Source organism: Streptomyces sp. NPDC020490 (genome assembly GCF_044335305.1).
Taxonomy (GTDB): domain Bacteria; phylum Actinomycetota; class Actinomycetes; order Streptomycetales; family Streptomycetaceae; genus Streptomyces.
On sequence record NZ_JBIRUY010000011.1, the window covers coordinates 159,853 to 180,900 of the forward strand.

Sequence of the window (21,048 nt, forward strand, 5' to 3'; positions counted from 1 at the left end):
GGGAACAGGCTCCCCCCTCTTTCGGCAGGCAGTGGTACATCCCCCGAATGGGGGAGCGACGCCTCCCCAGAACGGGGCCATCGCGCTCACCCGTTTATGTGATGTCCGCGCCTGCTCCTGAGCGCAGGCTGGTGTGTGATGTCCCGCCGCGTGGAGTCGGGGCGTCTCCCGCTTGGAGGAGCCGATATGCGCTGTTTCCGAACGGTGCCCGTGCACACCGACGAACCACGAGCGGAGGCGGAACTGTCCCCGAGAAATGCCGCATCCACGGCCTGGGGTGCGCGGGCCAGGGCGCTGCTGGAGAGCCGGATCCTCCGGTTCGCGGTGGTCGGCGGTGTGGGCACGGTCGTGAACACGGCGGTGCTGTACGTCCTGCACGGCCCGCTGGGGCTGCCGCTCCTCGCGGCCTCGGCCGTCGCCGTCGAAGTCGCCGTGGTGAACAACTACCTGCTCAACGACTGGTGGACCTTCGCCGCGCGGGCTCCGTCGCTCAAGCGGTTCGGCAAGTTCAACGTGTCCATGCTCACCGGGCTCGGGGTCAACGTGCTCGTGCTGTGGATCCTGGTGCACGGCGGAGTCCACCTCGTGGTGGCGAACCTGCTCGCGATCGGCGCCGCCTTCACCGTCAACTACGTCTCCAGCGCCCTGTGGGTGTGGGACGGGACCCGGGGGAGCATCCGATGACCGCGGTTCTGTACACCGTGCTGGTCACGGTCTCCGTCCTGCTCACGGCGCAGTCGGCGCACGTCCTGTACCTGATGCTCTACACCTGGGACCAGAAGGACGCCGAGGACAGGGCCAGGGCGCCGGAGGAGTTCCTGCCGCCCCGGCTGTCCTTCAGCGTGCTGCTGCCGGCCCGGCACGAAGAGGACGTCATCCAGACCACCATCGAGCGGGTGGTGCGCGCCGACTATCCGGCCGAGCTGCTGGAGGTCTTCGTGATCTGCTCGGCGGACGACACCGGCACGATCGGCATGGCCGAGGAGAAGATCTCCGAACTCGGCCGGGAGGGGGTGCACAACGTCGGGGTCGTCGTCTTCGACGACCAGCCAGTGAACAAGCCCCATGGCCTCAACGCGGCCCTGCCGCAGACGAGTCACGACGTGGTGACCATCTTCGACGCCGAGGACGACATCCACCCCGCGATCTTCAACCTGGTCAACACGGTGATGCTCCAGGACCGGGTCAGGGTCGTCCAGGCAGGCGTGCAGCTGATGAACTACCAGTCCACCTGGTACTCCTCCCTGAACGTCCTGGAGTACTTCTTCTGGTTCAAGAGCCGGCTGCACTACCACGCCCTCGAGGGGGCCATCCCGCTCGGCGGCAACACGGTGTTCTTCGCACGCGAGTTGCTGGTGCGCCTGGGCGGCTGGGACGACCGCAACCTCACCGAGGACGCGGACCTCGGGCTGCGGGTGTCCGTCGCGGGGGAGCGCGTACGCGTGGTCTACGACGACCGCTACGTCACCAAGGAGGAGACCCCGCCGACGCTCGGTCACTTCGTCCGGCAGCGCACCCGGTGGAGCCAGGGGTTCATGCAGACCCTGCGCAAGGGGACCTGGAAGCAGATGCCCACCCGCAAACAGCGCTGGCTCTCCTTCTACGTACTGGCGTTCCCGCACGGACAGGCGCTGCTGGGCGTGTACCTGCTGGTCTCCCTCGGCATGATGTTCTTCCTGAAGGTCCCGGTGCTGGTGGCGCTCGTCTCCTGGCTGCCCGTGCTGATGCTGGTGGCGCACTTCGTGACGCAGGCCGTCGGCCTGTACGAGTTCACCGACGCCCACGGGCTGAAGGGGTCGCCGATGGCCGTCCTGAAGATGGCCGTCGCCTGGTACCCGTACCAGCTCGTCCTCGCCTACGCGGCGATCCGCGCCATGCGTCGCCAGATGGCCGGCCGCAGCGACTGGGAGAAGACGCAGCACGTCGGCGCCCACCGGACCGAGCCACCGGAGGCGGACTCCCATGTCGCGTGAGCCGGGACGGGGTTCGATGAGGCCCCGGCTGGTCGTGGTCCCCGACAAGGGACGCGCATCCAGCGGACAGACCAGCGGACAGACCTCCGGACGGGCCGCCGGGCAGGCCCCGGCGCCTCGGCGGCGCGCCCCGCAGTCGGTCGTCACACCGGGCCGGTTCCCCCCGCTGGGGGCCGGCGGGAAGATCGCACTGGGCGCCGCCGTACTCACGGGCCTCGTCACGCACGGCTGGCACCTGTTCGAGTATCCGCTGTACCTCACCGACGAGGGCATCTACATGCAGCGGGCGTGGTCGCTGGTGCGGCAGACCAGCCTGTCGCCGTACACCTACGACTACGACCACGCGCCCGGCGGCTGGATCCAGCTCGCGGGCTGGGCCTTCCCGCTGCCGAACCAGTTCGAGACGTTCGGCAACGCGATCAACACCGGCCGGGTCCTGATGCTGCTGGTCCACCTCGCCGGCATCGTGCTGCTCTTCGAGATCGTCCGGCGGCTGTCCGGCAGCCTCCTGGCCGCCTCGGTGACCGCGTTCTTCTACAACGTCTCGCCGATCGCCGTCTACTACCAGCGGCAGGTCCTGCTGGACAACCTCATGATGTTCTGGGTGCTGCTGAGCCTGTACCTGCTGCTCGGCCGCGACATGCGGATCCGCCACGCGCTGGGCGCCGGGACCGCGCTGGGGATGGCGCTGATCACCAAGGAGAACGCGATCTTCTTCGTGCCCACCCTGGTGTACCTGCTGCACCGCAGGGTGTCGGGTTCCACGCAGCGGCGGTTCGCCAAGTCGCTGTGGCCGTTCGCGACGGCGGTCCCGGTCAGCGGCTACGTCCTGTACGCCGTGCTGAAGAACGAGTTGCTGCCCAGCGGCTTCGACTTCGACCTGAACAACCCGCCGGCCGACCACGTGTCCCTGCTCTACACCCTGTGGTGGCAGCTCAACCGCAACCAGGGTTCCCTGCTCGGCCAGGGCAGCTTCCTGTACAACAGCTGGATCCCCCGCGACGGGCTCTTCCTGCTGCTCGGCCTGTTCTCCATGCTGGCCGCGCTGTACTGGGGATTCCGGGACCGGCAGCGGAACCTGGGCTTCCTGGTGATCGGCACGCTCACCCTCGCGTACACCTTCTACCTGGTGCGCGGCAGCGTGCTGCTGGACTTCTACATCGTCCCCCTGATCCCGCTGTTCGCGGCGTCCATCGGCATGGTGACGGACCGGCTGCTGCGCCGCTTCCGTCCGGCGGTGCGGGTGGCGTTGCCCGCCCTGGCCTGCGCCGTACTGCTGATCGCCCCGGTCACCAACTACCTGCTGACGATCAACACCGAGGGACGGGTGGCGATCGCGGACCAGTACCAGCCGAAGCTGAACCTGACGCGCATGCAGGAGCAGCAGGTCGCCTGGATACGCAAGCACGTGCCGGCGGACGCGCGGATCATCATGGACGACGACCTGTGGAGCGAACTCCACGACGTCGCTCCCTTCTATCCGTACGCGCATTCCCACTGGAATGCCTCGTCCGACCCCGATGTGCGCGACAAGCTCTTCGCCAAGAAGTGGCAGAACATCGACTACATCGTCATGTCCAACAAGATGCGGCAGTCCATGGTGGGCAACAACAGCGACGGCCGCGAGAACTGGATCCTGACCGCCCTGAAGAACTCCAGGCAGGTCTGGGAGGCCGGTCAGGGCGACATCAAGCTGCAAATCTACCGGGTCGGTTAGTCCCGGGCCGAGGAGGTGAACGTCATGCCCGAAAACTTCCAGCACAGGGAAAAGGGAATACCGGAGGGCTTCGATGGAACCGAACAGGTTCCACCTGGAGGAACCGGATGGCCTGGGGGACCGGATGGACCTGGCGGATCCGGAGGGAGCGGGTGGCCTGGGGGACCGGATGGCCCTCGCGGATCCGGTGGGACCGGAGGGAGCGGGTGGCCCTGGGGACCGGATGGACCCGGCGGACCCGGTGGATCCGGTGGATCCGGAGGGACCGGAGGGAGCGGAGGGAGCGGAGGGAGCGGAGGGAGCGGGTGGCCCGCAGGACGGGAAGGACCTCGCGGATCCGGTGGATCCGGTGGATCCGGAGGGACCGGAAGGAGCGGATGGCCCGCAGGACGGGAAGGACCTCGCGGATCCGGTGGATCAGGTGGATCCGAAGAGACCGGATGGCCCGTGGAACCGGAAGGACCCGGCGGACCCGGAGGACCCGGCGATCCCGGCGATCCCGGGGACCCCGGTGGACCCGGAGGAACGAAGAGGCGGTTCACCTGGAAGAAGTTCCTGATGATCGCCGTGGCGCTGGTGGCCGTGGGCTCCCTCGTCCAGGTCGTCGCGAAGAGCGGCGGTTTCGGCGGAGCGCTCAACACCACCGGAGACAAGTCCGGGCACGGGAAGGAGTCCAAGAAGCTCGAGTCGCCCTCCGAGAAGCCGAAGACGATCAGACTGGGCGGGCAGCGGGTCCCCAGGCAGGCCGGACCGATCATCGTGGTCAACCCCGGCCTGGTCACCCCCGGCGGCAAGGCCACCGTCGAGGGCGCGGGCTTCGACGCCAGGTCCATGGTGGACCTGTTCCTGAAGACCTCGGCCAAGAAGGACGAGGGAAAGGGCATCGCGTCGGCGAAGACCGACAAGTGGGGGTCGATCAACGCCCAGATCACCGTGCCCGAGAATGTCAGCAGCGGCGCCGTCGTGGTCGCGCAGCAGCGTGACGCCGAGAAGACGGCCGAGGCCCAGCTCGTCGCGGGTGGCGTGGCCGGTTCCGTGAAGGCCAGCAAGATGGTGGGCAAGCCCGGTGACTCGGTGTCGCTGAACGTCCGCGGTTTCGGGGCCGGCGAGACCATCGACGTCTACTGGGGCCGCGCCAGCGGCAAGCCGGACGCCACGCTGACCGCCGACGGATCCGGCGGCATCGGCCGCGCGGACGTCAAGGTCGGGGTGGCCCCCACCGGCCCCAGCACGCTGATCCTGGTCGGCAGGAAGAGCCACACCACGGCCAGCGCGCCCTTCCAGGTCCTGGGCCTGTACCCGACGATCAAGTCGTCGCCCTGGGCCCTGAAGTCCGGGCAGCGGATCAGCGTCTCCGCCAGCGGGTTCGCTCCCAACGAGCGCATCCTCTTCTACATCAACAGCGCCGGCGGAATCCCCGCCTTCACCGCCAACGCGGACGCCAACGGAAGGTCCGGAACCGTCGCCTTCGACGTACCCTTCGGTTTGAAGGGCACGCAGAGCCTCACCGCGATGGGCGACCGGACCCGCGCCGTGGTCCGCTCCGCCTTCCAGGTGATGCCCTACACGCCGGCCGCCGAGCCGAGCACATACTCCGGCAAGGCCGGTACGGCGGTGAGCTTCTACGTCACCGGGTTCGCCCCGAGGGAGAACGTGACCGTCTTCACCGGCGGCCCGAACGGCGACGCGAGGAAGATCGCGACCTTCCAGGTCAACGACAAGGGCGCGGCGGAGGCCGTGGGTTCCTACCAGATCACCAAGGCGGACGAGGGAGGCGTGAGCTTCAAGCTCGTCGGCAGCAAGAGCGGCGGCGTGACCAAGGCGTCCGTCAACTCGGCCCAGCGGGGCGGCCAGCAGAACCAGGGCCAGAACCAGGGCCAGAACCAAGGCCAGAACCAAGGCCAGAACCAAGGCCAGAACCAGGGGCAGAACCAGGGACAGCAGGGGCAGGGGCAGTAGGCCGGGCGGGCTGGACGAGCGGCCCGGAGCCGGCGGAGCGGCAGACTCGCAAGGAGAGCACCATGAGTGTCGTCTTCGGGCCCAACACCCGAGGGGTCCTGCAGTTTCTCACCCGCATCGAGGACCTGTCGGCGCAGCAGATCGACCGGGTGGCCGGCCTGTGGCGGCAGACCTCCAGCCAGACCCGCGCGGAGGCGTGGGCGGAGGTGCGGCGCACCACCACCGAGGAGGAGCGCTACCGCATCCTGGTGGCGGCTTCGGCCGCCCGCCGGGCGGCCCTGGACACGGCGCTGAACCACCAGAGGCACGACTGGGCGTTCTGGGCCGCGGTGTGGGACGCGGTGATGGCGATCGCCGTCTGCGACAGGATCGGCGGTCACTACGACGTCCTGATCGCCCCGGTCGCCGCCGTCATGCCGTCGCTCGAAGTCTGCCGGCCCGACCGGCTCGGCGCCCGCCTCCTGTCGGACACCATGTGCGGAAGGAGCGGGCAGCCATGAGCCACCGCATCACCGTCATGGTGGCCGACAACGACGCCGAGGTCCGCGAGGCGCTCGCGGACCTGGTCCGGTCCCATCCCGCCTTCGAGATGGTGGGGCTGGCCGTCGACCACGCGCAGACGGTCGCGGCGGTGAGCGAGACGCACCCGCGGGTGCTCGTCCTGGACGTGCACATGCCCAAGGGGGACGCCCCCGCCACCATACGCACCCTCCGCGAACGGGCACCGGACACCAGGATCCTGGCACTGTCGGCGTACGCGGACCGGGAGACCGTGACCGACGTGCTCGCCTCCGGGGCCGTCGGCTACCTGGTCAAGGGCGCGCCCGCGGAGGAGATCCTGGAGGCGGTCAGCCGGGCCGCCCGGGACCAGTTCAGCATCCCGGTCGAGCTGGCCGAGGCCTGCCTGGTCCCCCTGCGGCGCGCCCACCGGCCGCAGGTGCCCGGGGCGGGAACCGCGCCCGTACGCATCGAGGAGAAGGCCTGCCTGGACGTGCTCGAACAGGCCCCCTGCGCGGTGCTCGTCACCGGTGCCCAGGGCCGGATCGAACTCGCCAACGCGCCGGCCCGGCACATGTTCGGCTACAGCACGGCCGAACTGCGCGGCAAGCGGCTGCGGGACCTGCTGCCCGAACTCCCCGTCACCGGACCGGCCGGCGGACCGGAGCTCGCGCCCGCGATACGGGGTCTGCGCCGGGACGGCTCGGAGTTCCCGGCCCGGATCGGCGGCGGCCGGCTGCGCGGCGGCCGTCCCCGGTACGTGGTGTACGTGACGGACCTGAGCGAAGCGGGCGTGACCGGTGACCGGCTGCGCCAGCTCGTCGAGTCGTCTCCCGACGCCATGGTGGTCGTGGACGCGGCGGGCCGCATCGTCCAGGCCAGCCCCCGTGTCGAAACCATGTTCGGCTACGGCCGTGAGCAGTTGCTGGGCATGCGCATCGACGTACTGCTGCCCGACCAGGCGCTGGCCGTCTCGCTGCGCGACTGGACCGGCCCGCGCCAGGAACCGATGGCGCACAGCGTGGAACTGGTCGGCCGGCGCCACGACTCCAAGCAGTTCCCGGCCGACGTGAGCATCAGCCCGCTGCGCACCGCCGAGGGCGTGTTCACCGTGCTGACCATCCGGGACATCACCGAGGTGCAGCGCGCCCAGTTCGTCCTCGAACGCAGCCTGGAACTCCTGGAAGGCACCGACCGGGACCGGCAGGCGCTGCTCAGCCACCTCATCTACGTGCAGGAGGAGGAACGCAGGCGCATCGCCGCCGACATCCACGACGACACCATCCAGGTCATCACCGCGGCCGCGCTGCGCCTGCAGCAGCTGCGCAGACGGCTGACGGATCCGAAGGACCTCCAGGTGACGGAGCGGCTGGACGAGACCCTGAAACTCTCGCTGAGCCGCCTGCGGCAGCTCATCTTCGACCTGCGGCCCTCCAGCCTGGAGCACGGCAGCCTGGCCACCGCCCTGAAGACCCTGCTCGACCGGATGCGCGCCGAGACCGGCACCCACTACAAGTTCGAGGACCAGATGGTGGCCACCCTGCCGGTCGACACCATGGTGCTGATCTACCGGACCGCGCAGGAAGCCCTGATGAACGTGCGCAAGCACGCCCGGGCCACGATGGTGCGCGTCCAGCTGCTCGGCGTCGAAGAGGGCTGCCTGATGCGGATCGTCGACGACGGCGTGGGCTACGACCCGCGCGAAGTGGAGTCCCGCCCCGGCCATCTCGGCCTCACCCTCATCCACGAACGCGCCCGGATGGCGGGAGGCTGGAGCCGGGTGGAGAGCGAGCCGGGGACGGGCACCACGGTCGAGTTCTGGGTGCCGCTCGCGGAGACACTGCCCCCGGAGCCCGGGACGGAGGAGGGCGGCGCCTCCGCACCGGAGGACACCCAGCCATGAAGGCTCCGCCCGACCTCGTCACGGTGATGCTGGTCGAGGACCACCGGGCCGTCGCCGAGGGGCTGTGGGCCCTGCTCGACGAGTACGACGACCTGACGGTGGTCGGCTGGGCCGACTCCGTCGCCGAGGCCGTGCCCATGGCGGAGCAGCTCTCCCCGCAGGTGGTGCTGATCGACTACCGGCTCTCCGACGGCACCGGCGCCGAGGCCGCGGCCCGCATCCGGGCCCGCGACCCGGCCGTCGTGGCCGTCTTCCTCAGCGCCGACACCAGCGACGCCGCCCTGCTCTCCGCGGCCGAGGCGGGCGCGAGCGGCTACCTGCTCAAGTCGGCGGGCGGCGACGAGATCGCCACGGCGATCCGCGCGGCGGCCGCGGGCGAGATCCTCATCCCCGCCCGCACCCTCATGGAGGTCCTCGCCCGCCATCGCGAGACCACCCGTGTCTCCGACCAGCACGCGGAACGACTGGGCAGACTCACCGCCCGGGAAGAAGAGATCCTCGTCCTCATGACCCAGGGGCTCGACAACCGGGCCATCGCCGACCGCCTGACCATCAGCTACGCCACCGTACGCACCCATGTGCGCGGAATCCTGGAGAAGCTGGAGGTCCGGTCCCAGCTCGAGGCGGTCGCCAAGGCCTTCGAGTGGGGCCTGCGCCCGCCCGCCCCGGACGCGGCACCGGAGCCGGACGGAGCGTGACGGGTCCGTTCCGGCTCCGGTGCCGTCCTGCGGGAAGGCCGCCGGGGCGGAAACCACCTAAAGTGGGCGAAACGCCGCTCAGGGGCGACGTCGCCGCGGGTGGCGACGATGTCGACCGTGCGGCCGGAACAGGCCGGAACAGGCCGGAGAACCGGTGCGGGACCAGGGCCGGACCGACGTTTCACTCGGAAGGAAGTGAGCGGTGAGCATCTGGGGGAAGCGCGGACGACCCGCCGACCGAGGGACGACCTGCACGCAGGTGGCCCGGGCCCTGCAGGCGTACCTGGACGGGGAGACCGACGAGGAGACCGCCCGCCGGGTGGCGGCCCATCTGGAGGACTGCCACCACTGCGGACCGGATGCCGAGACCTACCGGAGGATCAAGGACGCGCTCGCCCGCAGGCCGGAGCCGGACCCCGACGCGGTCGAGCGGCTGCGCGCGTTCGCCGGGGGACTGCTGCAGAGCGACGCGGACGGGCAGCACAGGCGCAGGACCGGGGTGTGAGACCGGTGAGGACGGCAGGAGCGGGTGGCCCGCCGGGGCCGTTCGTGGCGCCGCCGTCCGTGGCGCCGCCGTCCGTGGCGCCGCCGTCCGTGGCGCCGCTGTCCGAGGCGGCGTTGTCCGAGGCGGGCTTCCGGACCGCGGCCGTCGGGCAGGACCCGGCCGACCGCGCACCGGTGGCCGACCGCGCACCGGTGGCCGGACGCGGCCCGAGCCGGACGGGCAGCGGCATCCGGGCGTGTGGCGGGTTCCTGCCGCCACACCCGGAGGGTGAGTGTTCCGTGCCGACCACGCGGATCCGCAAGCCACGGTCCGGCGGCCGCCCGACCGGTGGGACGGGGCGAGCCGGTTCACCCTTTCGGCCGAGGGCCGGGAAAACCTTCATGCAGCCCGCCGCGCCGCCGGACCGGTCCATCCTGATCAGCCGGATCGCCGCGGGAATCCGGGCGCGCCGGCCCGCCCGCGCCGGCCGGTGGTCCGGCCGGCCGCGGACCGGCGGGGCAGTGCGGACAAGGGCGTCGGCGCGGTGGCGCGTCCGGACCTCGGCCGCGCGGTGCCGGTCGCACCCGGCGCGGCCACTCGCGGCACTCCGCCCGCCACCGGCCCCGCGCGCGGGCACCCGGTTCCGTCGTGCGCCGGAAGTCCGCGTTACGCGGTGTCCGTCCGCGTGGAATGCTCAGGTTGGCCTGGGGGATACCAGCCCGTGGGAGACAGTGTGGCCGAGCCGTCTAAGGTGCGGGACGAGGCGTTCGTGGAGTTCGTGCTGCCCGAGGTGGAGGTGCTGCTGCGGGTGGCGATGACGCTGACCGCGCAGCCCGCGGACGCCGACGACCTGGTGCAGGAGACGCTGTTGCGCGCCTACCGGGCGATCGACCGGTTCGACGGCGAACATCCGCGCGCCTGGCTGCTGACCATCATGCGCCGGGTGGAGATCAACCGGCACCGCCGCCGCAGGCCCCACCTCCTCGACGACCCGGACACCGACCTCGACCGCGTGCCGTCCGCCCGGGCGGTGGCCTCACCGGAGGACGTGGTGGTCGGCGAGGGCTTCGAGGAGGCGGTCGGCGCCGCGCTGGCCGCCCTGCCCGACAAGCACCGTGAGGTCGTACGGCTGGTGGACATCGGCGGGCTGAGCTACGCGGAGGCCGCCGAGGTGCTCGGCGTGCCGGAGGGGACCGTGATGAGCCGGCTGCACCGGGCCCGCAAGCGCATAAGGACCCAGCTCGTCGCGGCCGGACTCGCACCGAAGCCGAACAGCAGGAGGATGTGACCCGGCGCCGGACCGGACCTGCGTCCCGGACCACTCGCCCCGGTGCGGTGCACCCCGCCGCTGTGCCCGCCCGCAGCACCCGCTCCGCGCCGGTCATCAGGGCGGCTCGGCCGGCGCCTGCGGGGCCGTGCCCCCGTGTCCGGCCACCCGCTCCATCGTCCCGGCGGGGCGGCTCCGCTGTCCGACGACGTCCAGCACCTCGGCTTCCCTGCTGACTTCACGGGCGTAGGTGGGCTCGTCCACGACCAGCACGTGTCGGCATCCGAGGTGCGGCTGCGCCAGTGCGTCCGGGCGAGCCCGATCTTCTGTCACTCGCCGCCGGACAACCCCTGCCGTACTTCCACGCGGCGCGGCAGCAGGACGTCGCCCTGGCCGAGGACCGGACCGCCGCACGGCCTGCCCCTCCCGCAAGGACAGGCCGGTACCCGCGGCCACGACCGGCGGCCGGACGGACGAGCGTCCACCTCAGGCCGAGGCCCGCCGGACCAACCGGGTAGGGATGATCACGGAGGACGGCGGACGGCCGACGTTGCTGCCCGGCGCCTGCCGGTCGAGGCTGCGCAGCAGCAGTCGCACCACCAGCTGCTCCATCTCCTCGATTTCCTGGCGGACCGTGGTCAGCGGCGGGTCGGTCGGCTCGGCCGCCTTCGCCATGTCGTCGAAGCCGACGACCGCCACGTCCTCGGGCACCCGGCGTCCGCGTTCCCGCAGGACGCGCAGCGCGCCCACGGCCATGAGGCCGGAGCGCAGTCTGCTCGGCCCTGAGCGGGACGGACTCCCTGCCTTGACGCTCTCGTCCGACGCTCCGGTCGTCCGCACCGGGCGCGAGATACTTGATAGTTCAATCCAGAACAAATATGCTCCGGAACATGGCACGCACACGAGAGTTCGACGTCGACCAGGCCGTCGACAAGGCCATGGATGTGTTCTGGCGGCAGGGCTACACCGCGACGTCTCTGCAGGACCTCACGTCCGCCATCGGTATCGGCAGTGGGAGCCTGTACGCGGCATTCGGCTCCAAGGAGAAGCTGTACGCGCGAGCTCTCGAGCGCTACATCTCGCGCAACGCCGCCGCACTGGTGGCGCACCTGGAGTCGGCCGACGAGGTGCGTCCGGCCCTGCGGGCGGCCCTGACGGCGATGGCCGAGACCGACCTGTGTGATCCCGGCCGGGGCTGCATGCTGGTCAACGCCGCCACCGAACGGGCCTCCGATCCGGTCACGGCCGAGCGGGTGTCCGCGACGATGCGCCTGGTCGAGTCGACCATCACCGGCGCACTGGAGCGTGCCAAGGTGCGCGGCGAACTCTCCGCGGACAAGGAACCCGCCGAACTGGCCCCCCTGTTCACCACCTTCATTCAGGGGCTGCGTGTCATGGGCCAGGCGCACGCCGGGCGGGAATTCATGGAGTCGGCGGTGGCCGCGGTCATGCGCAGCCTGGACTGATCCCGCCCTCGCCGGGCAGTACCTCGTCCCGGCACCCTCACGGGCGTCTCACGCCTTAATTCTTTGTCATTCAATCCAGAAAGAGTGAAGTCATGGATCTCCACCTCACCGACAAGGTCGTCGTGGTCACCGGCGCCAGCCGCGGCATCGGCCTGGCCATTGCCCGCGCCTTCGCCCACGAGGGTGCTCGAGTCATCGCCGGTGCCCGCCGCCCCGGCCCGGAGCTGGACGCCCTCCACGCGTCCCACGGCCTGGTGCCCGTGGCCGGCGACCTCTCCCGTACCGAAGGCGTCGACGCGCTCGTCGCCACCGCCCTCGACCGTTTCGGCAGGATAGACGTGCTCGTCAACAACGTCGGCCAGGTCGTCCCCCGGCTCGGCGGCTTCCTCTCCGTCACCGACGAGGAGTGGCTGACCACGCTGAACATCAATCTGCTCAGCGCCGTCCGTGCCACCCGCGCGGCCCTGCCCGCCCTGCTGGAAACGGGAGGGACCATCGTCACGATCAGTTCGGTGAACGCCTTCCTGCCGGACCCGGGTGTCATCGACTACACCGCTTCCAAGGCGGCACTGACCAACTTCTCCAAGGCGCTGTCGAAGGAGGTCGCCGCGAAGGGGGTACGGGTGAACACCATCGCTCCCGGCCCCGTCACCACCGACATCTGGGTGGGCGAAGGGGGCATCGGCGACACGCTGGCGAACGCTCTGGGGGTCGATCGCGACACCGCCGTCCAGCAAGCCGTGGAAGGCATCGGGGGCATCGCCACCGGCCGCTTCACCCGCCCCGACGAGGTGGCCGACCTCGCCCTGATGCTCGCCAGCGACCGGAGCGGCAACATCACTGGCGCCGACTTCACCATCGACGGCGGCCTCGTCAAAACCCTTTGACCGTACGCCGGTTCCTCGGCTTGGGCGCCCGGAGCCGGCACCGCCGACCCGCCGCGCTCATCCGGACGGCCGATCTGAGGAGCCGCGGAGCCGACCGCCCCAGCCATGACCCACTGGTTCCCGGGCATCAGGCGGCTGACTGCTGTGCGCACGGCCCGGGCGTCGGCCGGACGGACGAAGGTCCGCTCAGGCCGACGCCCGCCGGACCAACCGGGTAGGGATGATCACGGAGGACGGCGGACGGCCGACGCTGCTGCCCGGCGCCTGCCGGTCGAGGCTGCGCAGCAGCAGTCGCACCACCAGCCGCCCCATCTCCTCGATCTCCTGGCGGACCGTGGTCAGCGGCGGATCGGTCAGCTCGGCCACCTTCGCCATGTCGTCGAAGCCGACGACCGCCACGTCCTCGGGCACCCGGCGTCCGCGTTCCCGCAGGACGCGCAGCGCGCCCACGGCCATGAGGTCGGAGGCGACGAAGACCCCGTCCAGGTCGGGGACGCGGTCCAGCAGCTCGGCCATCGCCTGCGCGCCGCCCGCTTCGCTGAAGTCGCCTTCGACGACGAGCCGGGGGTCGGCGTCCATCAGGATGTCGTGGTAGCCGTCGAGCCGGTCGACGGACGCCATCTGGTCCATCGGCCCGGTGATCGTCGCGATACGGCTGCGTCCCAGCGAGACGAGGTGGCGGACAGCCTCGCGGGCGCCGCCGCGGTTGTCCGAGTCGACGTAGAGGAGGCTGCGGTCCGCTTCCGCTCCCGGCCAGCAAGGACGGCCGCCGAAGACGGTCGGGATGCCGACCCGGCGGACGATGTCCGGCAGCGGGTCCTCGTCGTGCAGGGAGAACAGCACGGCACCGTCGACGTGTCCGCCGGCGAGGTAGCGGCCCACCCGCTCGTAGTCGGCCGCTCCCTCCGTGAGCAGCAGGACCAGCTGGTGGTCGTGGCCGGCCAGCTCCCGGCTGATGCCCAGGAGCTGTTCGGCGAAGAAGGGGTTGGTGAAGACCTTGGTCTCCGGCTCCGCGGCGATGACGGCGATCGCCCCGGTGCGCCGGGTGACCAGGGTACGGGCCGCCTGGTTCGGCACGTACCCCAATTCGTCGACGGCACGGCGCACCTTCTCCACCAGGGCCTCGCGCACTCCGTCGCCCCCGTTGACGACACGGGACACGGTGGCCCGCGAGACGCCCGCCCGTGCGGCGACGGCTTCCAGCGTGGGGCGGCGCACGGAGATCTGGTCGGACAAGGAACGCTCCTCTCGGGGATCCCGAACAGCGTAACCCCCGGGTGGCCGACTGGCTCCTGCTCTTTTAGAGAGCGCTCTCATGACGGCGGCGCGCTACCCGCCCGCTCCGGGCACACGGCCCCGGCTCGCCGGACCCGGTGTGGGCTCGGCAGGCCGGGAGGCCTGCACCGGGTCAGGAGCGCGGCAGCCCGGAGCGCGCCACCACGTCCGCGTACCACAGCGCGCTGTCCTTCGGAGTGCGGCGCTGGCTGGCGTAGTCCACGTGCACCATGCCGAATCGCTTGCTGTAGCCGTAGGCCCACTCGAAGTTGTCCAGCAGCGACCACAGGAAGTACCCGCGGACGTCGGCGCCCTCCGCCATCGCCCGGTGCACCGCCTCCAGGTGCGCTCTGAGGTACGAGATCCGTTCCGGGTCGTGAACGGCCCCGTGCGGGTCGGCGTAGTCGTCGTAGGCCGCGCCGTTCTCGGTCACGAGCAGCGGGGTGTCCGGCAGCTCGTCCCGCAGCCGGGTCAGCAGTTCGTACAGGCCGTCGGCGTCCACCGGCCAGTCCATGGCGGTGCGCGGGCCCCGGGCGGGCAGGAACATCGCCCGGTCCTGAGCGGCGGGCCAGGCCGACGGCAGCGGGTGGGAGCCGGCGGCGACCACGGTGGGCGTGTAGTAGTTGATGCCCAGGCTGTCGACGGGGCGGGAGATGATCGCCAGGTCGCCGTCCCGCACGAAGGACCAGTCGGTGAGCGCCGCGGTGTCCGCCCGCAGGTCCTGCGGATAGCGGCCGTGGAAGACCGGGTCCAGGAAGACGCGGTTGGCCAGCGCGTCGATCCGCCGAGCCGCGTCCACGTCGGTGGGGCCGTCGCTCAGCGGGCGGACGGCGGCGAGGTTGAGGGTCAGCGACACCTCGGCCGACGGTTGCACCAGCCGGCGCAGCACATCGACGCCCAGGCCGTGGGCCAGGTTCAGGTGGTGCGCCGCCCGCAGCGCGGCCTCCGGTTCGGTGCGGCCCGGCGCGTGGACGCCCTCGGCGTAGCCGAGGAACGCCGCGCACCACGGTTCGTTCAGCGTCGTCCACGTGCCTACCCGGTCGCCCAGCGCCTCGGCGACGAGCGCGGTGTACTCGGCGAACCGGTGGGCGGTGTCACGCTCGGGCCAGCCGCCGGCGTCCTCCAGCTCCTGCGGGAGGTCCCAGTGGTAGAGGGTCAGCACGGGGCGGATGCCCTTGGCGAGCAGCTCGTCGACCAGGGCGCGGTAGAAGTCCAGGCCCTTCTGGCTGGCCGGACCGCGCCCCGTCGGCTGCACCCGGGGCCAGGAGACGGAGAAGCGGTAGTCCGTCAGGCCGAGGCCGGCCATGAGCGCCACGTCCTCGGGCATGCGGTGGTAGTGGTCGGCCGCGATGTCCCCGGTGTCGCCGTTGCGGACCTTGCCCGGCGTCCGGCTGAAGGTGTCCCAGATGGACGGTGTGCGCCCGTCCTCGTGCGCGGCCCCCTCGATCTGGTAGGCGGCGGTCGCGGCACCCCAGCGGAACTCCGACGGGAACGTCCTCTCGGAGACGTCCGTGGTGCGGGGGGTGACAGTGGTCATCGAAGCTCCATCGTGATGTCGTACCGAAGGCGCGGGCTGTGGCCGCTCCCCGGTCCTGCGTCGGTTGTGGAAGGGGTCGTCCGGCTGCGGACCGCCGGGCAGGGACGTACGGGCGGGCCCCCGGCCGGCGGCCCGCCCGGCCCCGGAGCGGATGAGCGGGGCGGACGGAACCGCGCCGGGGCACAGGAAGGCGGACCGGGGGCCGCCTGCGGCGTGACGTGGCGTCCGCGCCGGCAGGCGCGGTGGGCGCCGCGCCTACCCCTTGACGGCGCCCTGCATGATGCCGCCCACGATGTGCCGGCCCAGCAGGCCGAAGACCAGCAGCACGGGCAGCGTGCCGAGCAGGGTGCCGGCCATGATGACGGACTGGTCGTGCACGTACCCTCCGCCCAGCTGCCGCAGGGCGACCTGCACCGTCGGCTCCTGCGAGGTGAGGGCGATGATCGGCCAGAAGAAGTCGTTCCACGAGGCCATGAAGGTCAGGATCCCGAGTACCGCCATGCCCGGCCGTGCGACCGGGATGACGATGCTCCAGAAGATCCGCGCCGTCGACGCGCCGTCGACCCGCCCCGCCTCGATCAGCTCGTCGGGCAGTGCCTGCACCAGGTACTGGCGCATGAAGAAGACTCCGAAGGCGGACACCAGCCCGGGCAGGATGACCGCCTGGAGCTGGTTCACCCAGTGCAGCTTGGCGATGACCATGAACAGCGGGATCACCCCGAGCTGGGGCGGGATCATCATGGTGCCGATGGTGAGGGCGAGCAGCGCGTTGCGGCCCCGGAAGCGGAGCTTGGCGAAGGCGAAGCCGGCCAGGGTGGAGCACATGACGGTGCCCACCGTCACCGATCCGGAGACGACCAGTGAGTTGAGCAGCGCCTTGCCGATGTCGGCCTGCTCCAGCACCTGACGGAAGTTGTGCATCAGGTTGCCGCCGGGCAGCAGCGCCGGGGGAGTCTTGGCCAGATCCGCGTTGGAGCGGGTGGCCGCCACGATCGTCCAGTAGAAGGGGAACGCCGAGAACAGGGCCGCCGCGATGAGGATCAGGTACGCCAGACGGCCCCCGTGGTGCTGGCCTCCCGCCCGCCCCCCGCGCGGGCGGGAGGCAGGACGAGCGGCAGGATCGGCGGACTTGCGGGCGCGCTGCGGTGTGGCGAGTGTGGTCATCGCTCGGTGGTCTCCTTACCGCTGCGGCGACGGGCGATGGCGGTGTTGACCAGCACCAGCAGGACGATGAGCAGGAACATCACCCAGGCGATGGCGGCGGCACGGCCGAGGTGGAAGAAGCCCCAGCCCTGCTCGTACATGTACAGGCCGAGGGTCTGGTACTGGTGCGAGATGCCGCCGGAGATGCTTCCCTCGAACAGCAGCGGTTCGCCGAACAGCTGGGTGGCGCCGATGGTGGACACCACGACGGTGAACAGGACGGTGGGGCGCAGTCCGGGCAGCGTGACGTGAAGGAACTGCCGCCAGCGTGAGGCGCCGTCCAGCTCGGCCGCCTCGTACAGCTCGGCCGGGATCGACTGCATGCCGGCCAGGTAGATCAGCGCGTTGTAGCCGGTCCAGCGCCAGGTGACGATGGTGGACACGGCGATCTGCGAAGCGATAGTGCCGGACTGCCAGTCGACCGGGTCGATGCCGACCAGGCCGATCAGGTAGTTGATCAGGCCGAAGTCGCGCCCGAAGAGCTGGGCGAAGACCAGGGTGGCCGCGGCCACGGAGGTGGCGTAGGGCAGCAGCATGGTGACGCGGAAGAAGTTGCGGCCGCGCAGCTTGTAGTTGAGCAGGTGGGCCAGGCCGAGCGCCATCAGCAGCTGCGGGACGGTGGAGATCACGCCGATGGTGAAGGTGTTGCGCAGCGCGGTCCAGAAGAACTCGTCGCCGAAGATCGCGGTGTAGTTGCCCAGGCCCCGCCATTCCATCTCCCCCGGTGTCTGCAGCTCGACGCGGTAGAACGCGACGTACGCGGTGTAGAGCAGCGGGAACATCCCGAAGGCGGCGAACAGGGCGAAGAACGGAGTGACGTACGCGTACGGCGACAGCCGGGCCAGGTGCCGCCGCAGGGGGGCCGGTGGCCGCGCCGTCCGCCGCGGGGCGGTGGCGGTCAGGGTCATGGTGAGACCTTCGATCGAAGAGGTCCGGCAGGGACGTCAGGGGGAGGGGCGCGAAGGAGCGGCAGAGCCGGGGAGGAGGACCTTCGCGCCCCACGGCGGCCGGTGGCTCGTCAGCCGACCGCGTTCTCGATGCCCTTCTCGGCGTGGCTCCACGCGGTGGCACCGCTGGTGCCCTTGCGTTCGACCTCGCCGAGCGCGTTGGTGATCTGCACGTTCACGTCGTTGTCGTGCACACCCATCACCTGGACGGGAGAGGTCTCGGCGGCCTTGCCGAAGATCTCACCGATCGGAGCGTTGCCGAAGTAGGCGTCCTTGACGTCCTTGACCGCCTCGATGGCGCCGACGCTGGAGGGGAAGCTGCCCTGCTTCTTGAAGAGCTTCTCCTGCTGCGGAGCCGCCGTCAGCCACTTGATCAGGGCGTAGGCCTCCTTCGCGTGCTGCGAGCCCTTGGGGATGGACAGGTACGAGCCGCCCCAGTTGCCGGCCGCGCCGCCGGGCAGCGGGGCGACGTCCCACTTGCCGGTGCCGGCGGCACCGGCCTGGCCCTTGATGTAGCCGAGCATCCAGGCGGGGCAGCCGATGGTGGCGAAGGAACCGCTGCTGAACGCCTGGTTCCAGGCCGGCGTCCACTGGGCGAGCCTGGCGCTCAACCCGTCCTGGGCGGCCTTGACCGACGTGTCCCAGGCCGACTTGACGGCCTGGTTGTCCTTGTAGATCAGCTTTCCGGAGGCGTCGTAGTAGCGCTCCTTCTGCTGCCCGATGATCAGCGAGTAGAGGCTGCCGACGCTGTCCATCCAGTGGCTCTTGGCGCCCGCCTTGGCCTGGTACCGCTTGCCCAGCTCGAGGTAGCCGTCCCAGTCGGCCCATTCCTTCGCCAGCTCGTCGCGGTCGGTGGGCAGTCCGGCCTTCTCGAACAGGTCGGCGCGGTAGCAGATCGCCTCCGGGCCGACGTCGGTGCCCAGGCCGAGGGTGCGGCCGTCGGGCGTGGACATCCCCGCCCACTTGGCCTCGGAGTAGTCGTTCTTCAGGGCCTTGGCCCCGAAGGCGTTCAGGTCCTCGAACTTGTCGGCCTGCTGCTGGGTGACCGACGGGACACGGCCCACCTCGATGCCCTGGACGTCGGCGAGGCCGCCGCCGCCGGCGAGCCGGGTCTGCAGCGCCTTCCAGTAGTCGGCCTCGTTCTCGGTGCTGGACTCCTTGATCGTGACGTTCGGGTGCAGCTTCTGGTACTCGTCGTACAGGCCGGCCTCCTTGAAGCCGAAGGTGCCGAACAGGTCGACCGTGAGAGTGACCTTCCCGTTCTTGCCGGGCGACTGGGAGGAGTCCGAGGAACCGGACCCGCAGGCGGCGAGGAGAGCACCGGCGAGTGCGACCGCCCCGAGTCTGAGGGTGGCTCGTCTGGCGGCTCGAGATATGTGCATGGAAGCCTCCGATGGCTTCGGGACGGGGTACGGGACACGACCGCCGGGCGCTGTGAGAGCGCTCTCAAACGGTGGTCAGAGTTTCCGCAGCAGCCCCCCGGACGTCAAGGGCCCTGTCGGTAACGGAACGAATCAAGCGGGCCGGGACGTGCCCGGCTGCGGCGACCGGGCGGGGCCGGTCCGGCGTCGAAGGTGTGGCCGTGCGGGTGTCGCGTCCCTGGTCAGGGGGGTGGGAACATTCCGGGCGCCGGCCCGGCGCGTGTGCTGGCTCGGCCGGTGATGCATTCCCCTGAGTTCGCCATGCCGGCGGTCACGGCCGGCCGGCTTGCCGCCGTGGCCGGGGCCGCGCCGGCCGCCGACGGCAGGCGGCGAACGCCTGAGAGCGCTCTATGCCGTCCGGGGGCGGGAGCGCGCCGCCCGAGGGTGTCAGTGCGACCCGACGATCTTGTCGGCGCCGGCCAATGCGCGCTTCCAGCCCGTCTCCCGCGAGATTCCGGCACTTTCCATCGCGCGCAGCTCGTCGCCGAACTCCTGCTGCACCGCGGTGTCGTCGGCCCCGGACACCCACACGGCCGTCCCGGCGGCGGCCTGGGTGAAGATCTCCCCGACCGGCGCGTTGTTGAAGTAGGGGTCCTGGGCCAGCCTCACCTGCGCCTGCGCTCCCTGGCTGGACGGGAAGAGGCCGCGCCGGGTGAACAGCCTGACCTGCTGCTGCTCGGCGGTGAGCCATTTGACCAGTGCCGCGGCCTCCTCGGGATGCTTCGACGTGCTGGGAATCGCCAGGTAGGAGCCGCCCACGTTGCCGGCCCTCCGGGGCGCGGGTGCCACGTCCCACCGGCCGGCGTAGCGGTCGCCGGCCTGGGTCTCGATGCGGTCGAGCATCCAGGCGGGGCAGATCACCGTCGCGAACCCGCCGGACGACAGGGCCTTGTTCCACTTCGCGCTGTTCTGCGGCGCCTTGGCCGTCAGCCGGTCCTCGACGAGGCGGGCGGCATGCTTCCACGCCGTCTTCACGGTGGGGTTCTCCGCGTGCACGGGCTTGCCGTGTTCGTCGGTGTAGCGCACGCGCTGCTGCCCCATCTCGGCGGTGAACAGGCTCTCGGCGCTGTCCGTCCAGGCGTGGCCGGGCCCGGCCTTGGCCGCGTACTTCCTGCCGAGCGCCAAGTAGCCCTCCCAGGTGGACCACTTGGCCGCGAGCTTGTCGCGCCTGGTCGGAAGGCCGGCGGCTTTCAGGAGGTCGGTGCGGTAGCAGATCGCCTCGGGCCCGCTGTCGGTGCCGACGGCCAGCACCTTGCCGTCCCCGGCCGTGGCGGCGGCGCTCTTCCACGGCAGGAGCCCCTGGTCGGCGGCGGCGAGGCCGACGGCCCTCAGGTCGGTGAAACTGCCCGCCCGGCGCCGCACCACGCCGGCCAGCCGGTCTGCCGACAGGCCCTGGATGTCCGCCAGTCCGGTGCCCGAGTCCAGCCTGGTCGTGAGGTTCTCCCAGTACCGGCTCTCGTCGCGCGTGCCGGACTCCTTGATGACGATGTTCGGATGGGCCTTCATGTACTCGTCGTACAGGCCCGCCTCCTTGAACCCGAAGGATCCGAACAGGTCGACCGTCAGGGTGATCCTGTTCGCGGAATCGTTGTCCGAGAGGGTGCAGGCGCCGGCCGCGAGACAGACGGCGAGAGCCGCGGCGCCGAGAGCCAGTGGCCGGGATGGTCTGAACGGAGGCATGGGGGATCGGTCTCCAGGTCGTGAGGCAGTGTCCGTGCGCCGACAGGCTCTGAGAGCGCTCTCGACCCGTACGACAGTGCAATCGACCTGGCACTCCGTCAAGTGTCTGAGCTGCCTGGGCCGTTGTGGGCGA

The 21,048-nt window shown here is 70.8% G+C and carries 18 protein-coding genes and 1 pseudogene; 11 read left to right on the forward strand and 8 right to left on the reverse strand.

From position 1 onward, the window contains the following. The first annotated feature begins 186 nt into the window (after positions 1 to 186). The 9 genes from ACH4ZX_RS14510 to ACH4ZX_RS14550 all read left to right on the forward strand — a co-directional run bounded on the left by ACH4ZX_RS14510 (position 187) and on the right by ACH4ZX_RS14550 (position 10,520). Positions 187 to 684, forward strand: a complete 498-nt coding sequence (locus ACH4ZX_RS14510) for a GtrA family protein (protein WP_398272065.1) — start codon at positions 187 to 189, stop codon at positions 682 to 684. Next, positions 681 to 1,973: a glycosyltransferase gene (locus ACH4ZX_RS14515; protein WP_398272067.1), complete on the forward strand. Its 1,293-nt coding sequence runs from the start codon at positions 681 to 683 to the stop codon at positions 1,971 to 1,973. The genes ACH4ZX_RS14510 and ACH4ZX_RS14515 overlap by 4 nt, the downstream gene beginning before the upstream one ends. Before the next feature lie 16 nt (positions 1,974 to 1,989). Further along, positions 1,990 to 3,690 carry a glycosyltransferase family 39 protein gene (locus tag ACH4ZX_RS14520; protein WP_398272069.1) on the forward strand — a complete coding sequence of 567 codons (1,701 nt, stop codon included), beginning with the start codon at positions 1,990 to 1,992 and terminating at the stop codon, positions 3,688 to 3,690. Positions 3,691 to 4,248: 558 nt separating this feature from the next. Further along, entirely contained in the window at positions 4,249 to 5,649 is a 1,401-nt protein-coding gene (locus tag ACH4ZX_RS14525) for a hypothetical protein (protein ID WP_398272071.1), read from the forward strand. A gap of 62 nt (positions 5,650 to 5,711) precedes the next feature. After that, a complete protein-coding gene (locus ACH4ZX_RS14530) occupies positions 5,712 to 6,149 on the forward strand; it encodes a hypothetical protein (RefSeq protein WP_398272073.1) in 438 nt (145 codons plus the stop codon). Continuing rightward, complete coding sequence (locus tag ACH4ZX_RS14535; protein WP_398272075.1) at positions 6,146 to 8,050, forward strand: PAS domain S-box protein; 1,905 nt, start codon at positions 6,146 to 6,148, stop codon at positions 8,048 to 8,050. The genes ACH4ZX_RS14530 and ACH4ZX_RS14535 overlap by 4 nt, the downstream gene beginning before the upstream one ends. Next, positions 8,047 to 8,748, forward strand: a complete 702-nt coding sequence (locus ACH4ZX_RS14540; protein ID WP_398272077.1) for a response regulator — start codon at positions 8,047 to 8,049, stop codon at positions 8,746 to 8,748. The genes ACH4ZX_RS14535 and ACH4ZX_RS14540 overlap by 4 nt, the downstream gene beginning before the upstream one ends. Positions 8,749 to 8,950: 202 nt before the next feature. After that, entirely contained in the window at positions 8,951 to 9,253 is a 303-nt protein-coding gene (locus ACH4ZX_RS14545; protein ID WP_398272079.1) for an anti-sigma factor family protein, read from the forward strand. 712 nt (positions 9,254 to 9,965) lie between these two features. After that, positions 9,966 to 10,520: an RNA polymerase sigma factor gene (locus ACH4ZX_RS14550; protein WP_398272081.1), complete on the forward strand. Its 555-nt coding sequence runs from the start codon at positions 9,966 to 9,968 to the stop codon at positions 10,518 to 10,520. 96 nt (positions 10,521 to 10,616) lie between these two features. On the opposite strand, the gene ACH4ZX_RS14555 is transcribed toward ACH4ZX_RS14550, so the two are convergent. Next, positions 10,617 to 10,772 carry a hypothetical protein gene (locus ACH4ZX_RS14555; protein ID WP_398272083.1) on the reverse strand — a complete coding sequence of 52 codons (156 nt, stop codon included), beginning with the start codon at positions 10,770 to 10,772 and terminating at the stop codon, positions 10,617 to 10,619. A 213-nt stretch (positions 10,773 to 10,985) separates the two neighbouring features. Continuing rightward, positions 10,986 to 11,258: pseudogene (locus tag ACH4ZX_RS14560) on the reverse strand (substrate-binding domain-containing protein); the annotation flags it as partial. A gap of 131 nt (positions 11,259 to 11,389) precedes the next feature. Here ACH4ZX_RS14560 and ACH4ZX_RS14565 point away from each other — a divergent pair. Further along, positions 11,390 to 11,965 carry a TetR/AcrR family transcriptional regulator gene (locus tag ACH4ZX_RS14565; protein ID WP_398272085.1) on the forward strand — a complete coding sequence of 192 codons (576 nt, stop codon included), beginning with the start codon at positions 11,390 to 11,392 and terminating at the stop codon, positions 11,963 to 11,965. Between the two features lie 92 nt (positions 11,966 to 12,057). Beyond that, positions 12,058 to 12,852: an oxidoreductase gene (locus ACH4ZX_RS14570; protein ID WP_398272087.1), complete on the forward strand. Its 795-nt coding sequence runs from the start codon at positions 12,058 to 12,060 to the stop codon at positions 12,850 to 12,852. Positions 12,853 to 13,038: 186 nt separating this feature from the next. On the opposite strand, the gene ACH4ZX_RS14575 is transcribed toward ACH4ZX_RS14570, so the two are convergent. The 6 genes from ACH4ZX_RS14575 to ACH4ZX_RS14600 all read right to left on the reverse strand — a co-directional run bounded on the left by ACH4ZX_RS14575 (position 13,039) and on the right by ACH4ZX_RS14600 (position 20,915). Next, a complete protein-coding gene (locus ACH4ZX_RS14575) occupies positions 13,039 to 14,088 on the reverse strand; it encodes a LacI family DNA-binding transcriptional regulator (RefSeq protein ID WP_398272089.1) in 1,050 nt (349 codons plus the stop codon). 172 nt (positions 14,089 to 14,260) lie between these two features. Further along, positions 14,261 to 15,664 carry a GH1 family beta-glucosidase gene (locus ACH4ZX_RS14580; RefSeq protein WP_398272091.1) on the reverse strand — a complete coding sequence of 468 codons (1,404 nt, stop codon included), beginning with the start codon at positions 15,662 to 15,664 and terminating at the stop codon, positions 14,261 to 14,263. A gap of 255 nt (positions 15,665 to 15,919) precedes the next feature. Then, complete coding sequence (locus tag ACH4ZX_RS14585) at positions 15,920 to 16,828, reverse strand: carbohydrate ABC transporter permease (RefSeq protein ID WP_398272093.1); 909 nt, start codon at positions 16,826 to 16,828, stop codon at positions 15,920 to 15,922. Beyond that, positions 16,825 to 17,775 (reverse strand): carbohydrate ABC transporter permease, encoded by a 951-nt coding sequence (locus tag ACH4ZX_RS14590; protein ID WP_398272095.1) that lies wholly within the window; start codon positions 17,773 to 17,775, stop codon positions 16,825 to 16,827. Before ACH4ZX_RS14590 ends, ACH4ZX_RS14585 begins: the two co-directional genes overlap by 4 nt. Before the next feature lie 110 nt (positions 17,776 to 17,885). Next, entirely contained in the window at positions 17,886 to 19,196 is a 1,311-nt protein-coding gene (locus ACH4ZX_RS14595; RefSeq protein ID WP_398272097.1) for an ABC transporter substrate-binding protein, read from the reverse strand. A gap of 426 nt (positions 19,197 to 19,622) precedes the next feature. Then, positions 19,623 to 20,915, reverse strand: a complete 1,293-nt coding sequence (locus ACH4ZX_RS14600; protein WP_398272099.1) for an ABC transporter substrate-binding protein — start codon at positions 20,913 to 20,915, stop codon at positions 19,623 to 19,625. Positions 20,916 to 21,048: the final 133 nt, after the last annotated feature.

Coding starts and splice junctions, on each gene's coding strand:
- ACH4ZX_RS14525 (WP_398272071.1), top strand. CDS start 4,249: ATGATCGCCGTGGCGCTGGTGGCCGTGGGCTCCCTCGTCCAGGTCGTC.
- ACH4ZX_RS14580 (WP_398272091.1), bottom strand. CDS start 15,664: ATGACCACTGTCACCCCCCGCACCACGGACGTCTCCGAGAGGACGTTC.
- ACH4ZX_RS14540 (WP_398272077.1), top strand. CDS start 8,047: ATGAAGGCTCCGCCCGACCTCGTCACGGTGATGCTGGTCGAGGACCAC.
- ACH4ZX_RS14600 (WP_398272099.1), bottom strand. CDS start 20,915: ATGCCTCCGTTCAGACCATCCCGGCCACTGGCTCTCGGCGCCGCGGCT.
- ACH4ZX_RS14570 (WP_398272087.1), top strand. CDS start 12,058: ATGGATCTCCACCTCACCGACAAGGTCGTCGTGGTCACCGGCGCCAGC.
- ACH4ZX_RS14595 (WP_398272097.1), bottom strand. CDS start 19,196: ATGCACATATCTCGAGCCGCCAGACGAGCCACCCTCAGACTCGGGGCG.
- ACH4ZX_RS14535 (WP_398272075.1), top strand. CDS start 6,146: ATGAGCCACCGCATCACCGTCATGGTGGCCGACAACGACGCCGAGGTC.
- ACH4ZX_RS14565 (WP_398272085.1), top strand. CDS start 11,390: ATGGCACGCACACGAGAGTTCGACGTCGACCAGGCCGTCGACAAGGCC.
- ACH4ZX_RS14510 (WP_398272065.1), top strand. CDS start 187: ATGCGCTGTTTCCGAACGGTGCCCGTGCACACCGACGAACCACGAGCG.
- ACH4ZX_RS14520 (WP_398272069.1), top strand. CDS start 1,990: ATGAGGCCCCGGCTGGTCGTGGTCCCCGACAAGGGACGCGCATCCAGC.
- ACH4ZX_RS14530 (WP_398272073.1), top strand. CDS start 5,712: ATGAGTGTCGTCTTCGGGCCCAACACCCGAGGGGTCCTGCAGTTTCTC.
- ACH4ZX_RS14585 (WP_398272093.1), bottom strand. CDS start 16,828: ATGACCACACTCGCCACACCGCAGCGCGCCCGCAAGTCCGCCGATCCT.
- ACH4ZX_RS14515 (WP_398272067.1), top strand. CDS start 681: ATGACCGCGGTTCTGTACACCGTGCTGGTCACGGTCTCCGTCCTGCTC.
- ACH4ZX_RS14590 (WP_398272095.1), bottom strand. CDS start 17,775: ATGACCCTGACCGCCACCGCCCCGCGGCGGACGGCGCGGCCACCGGCC.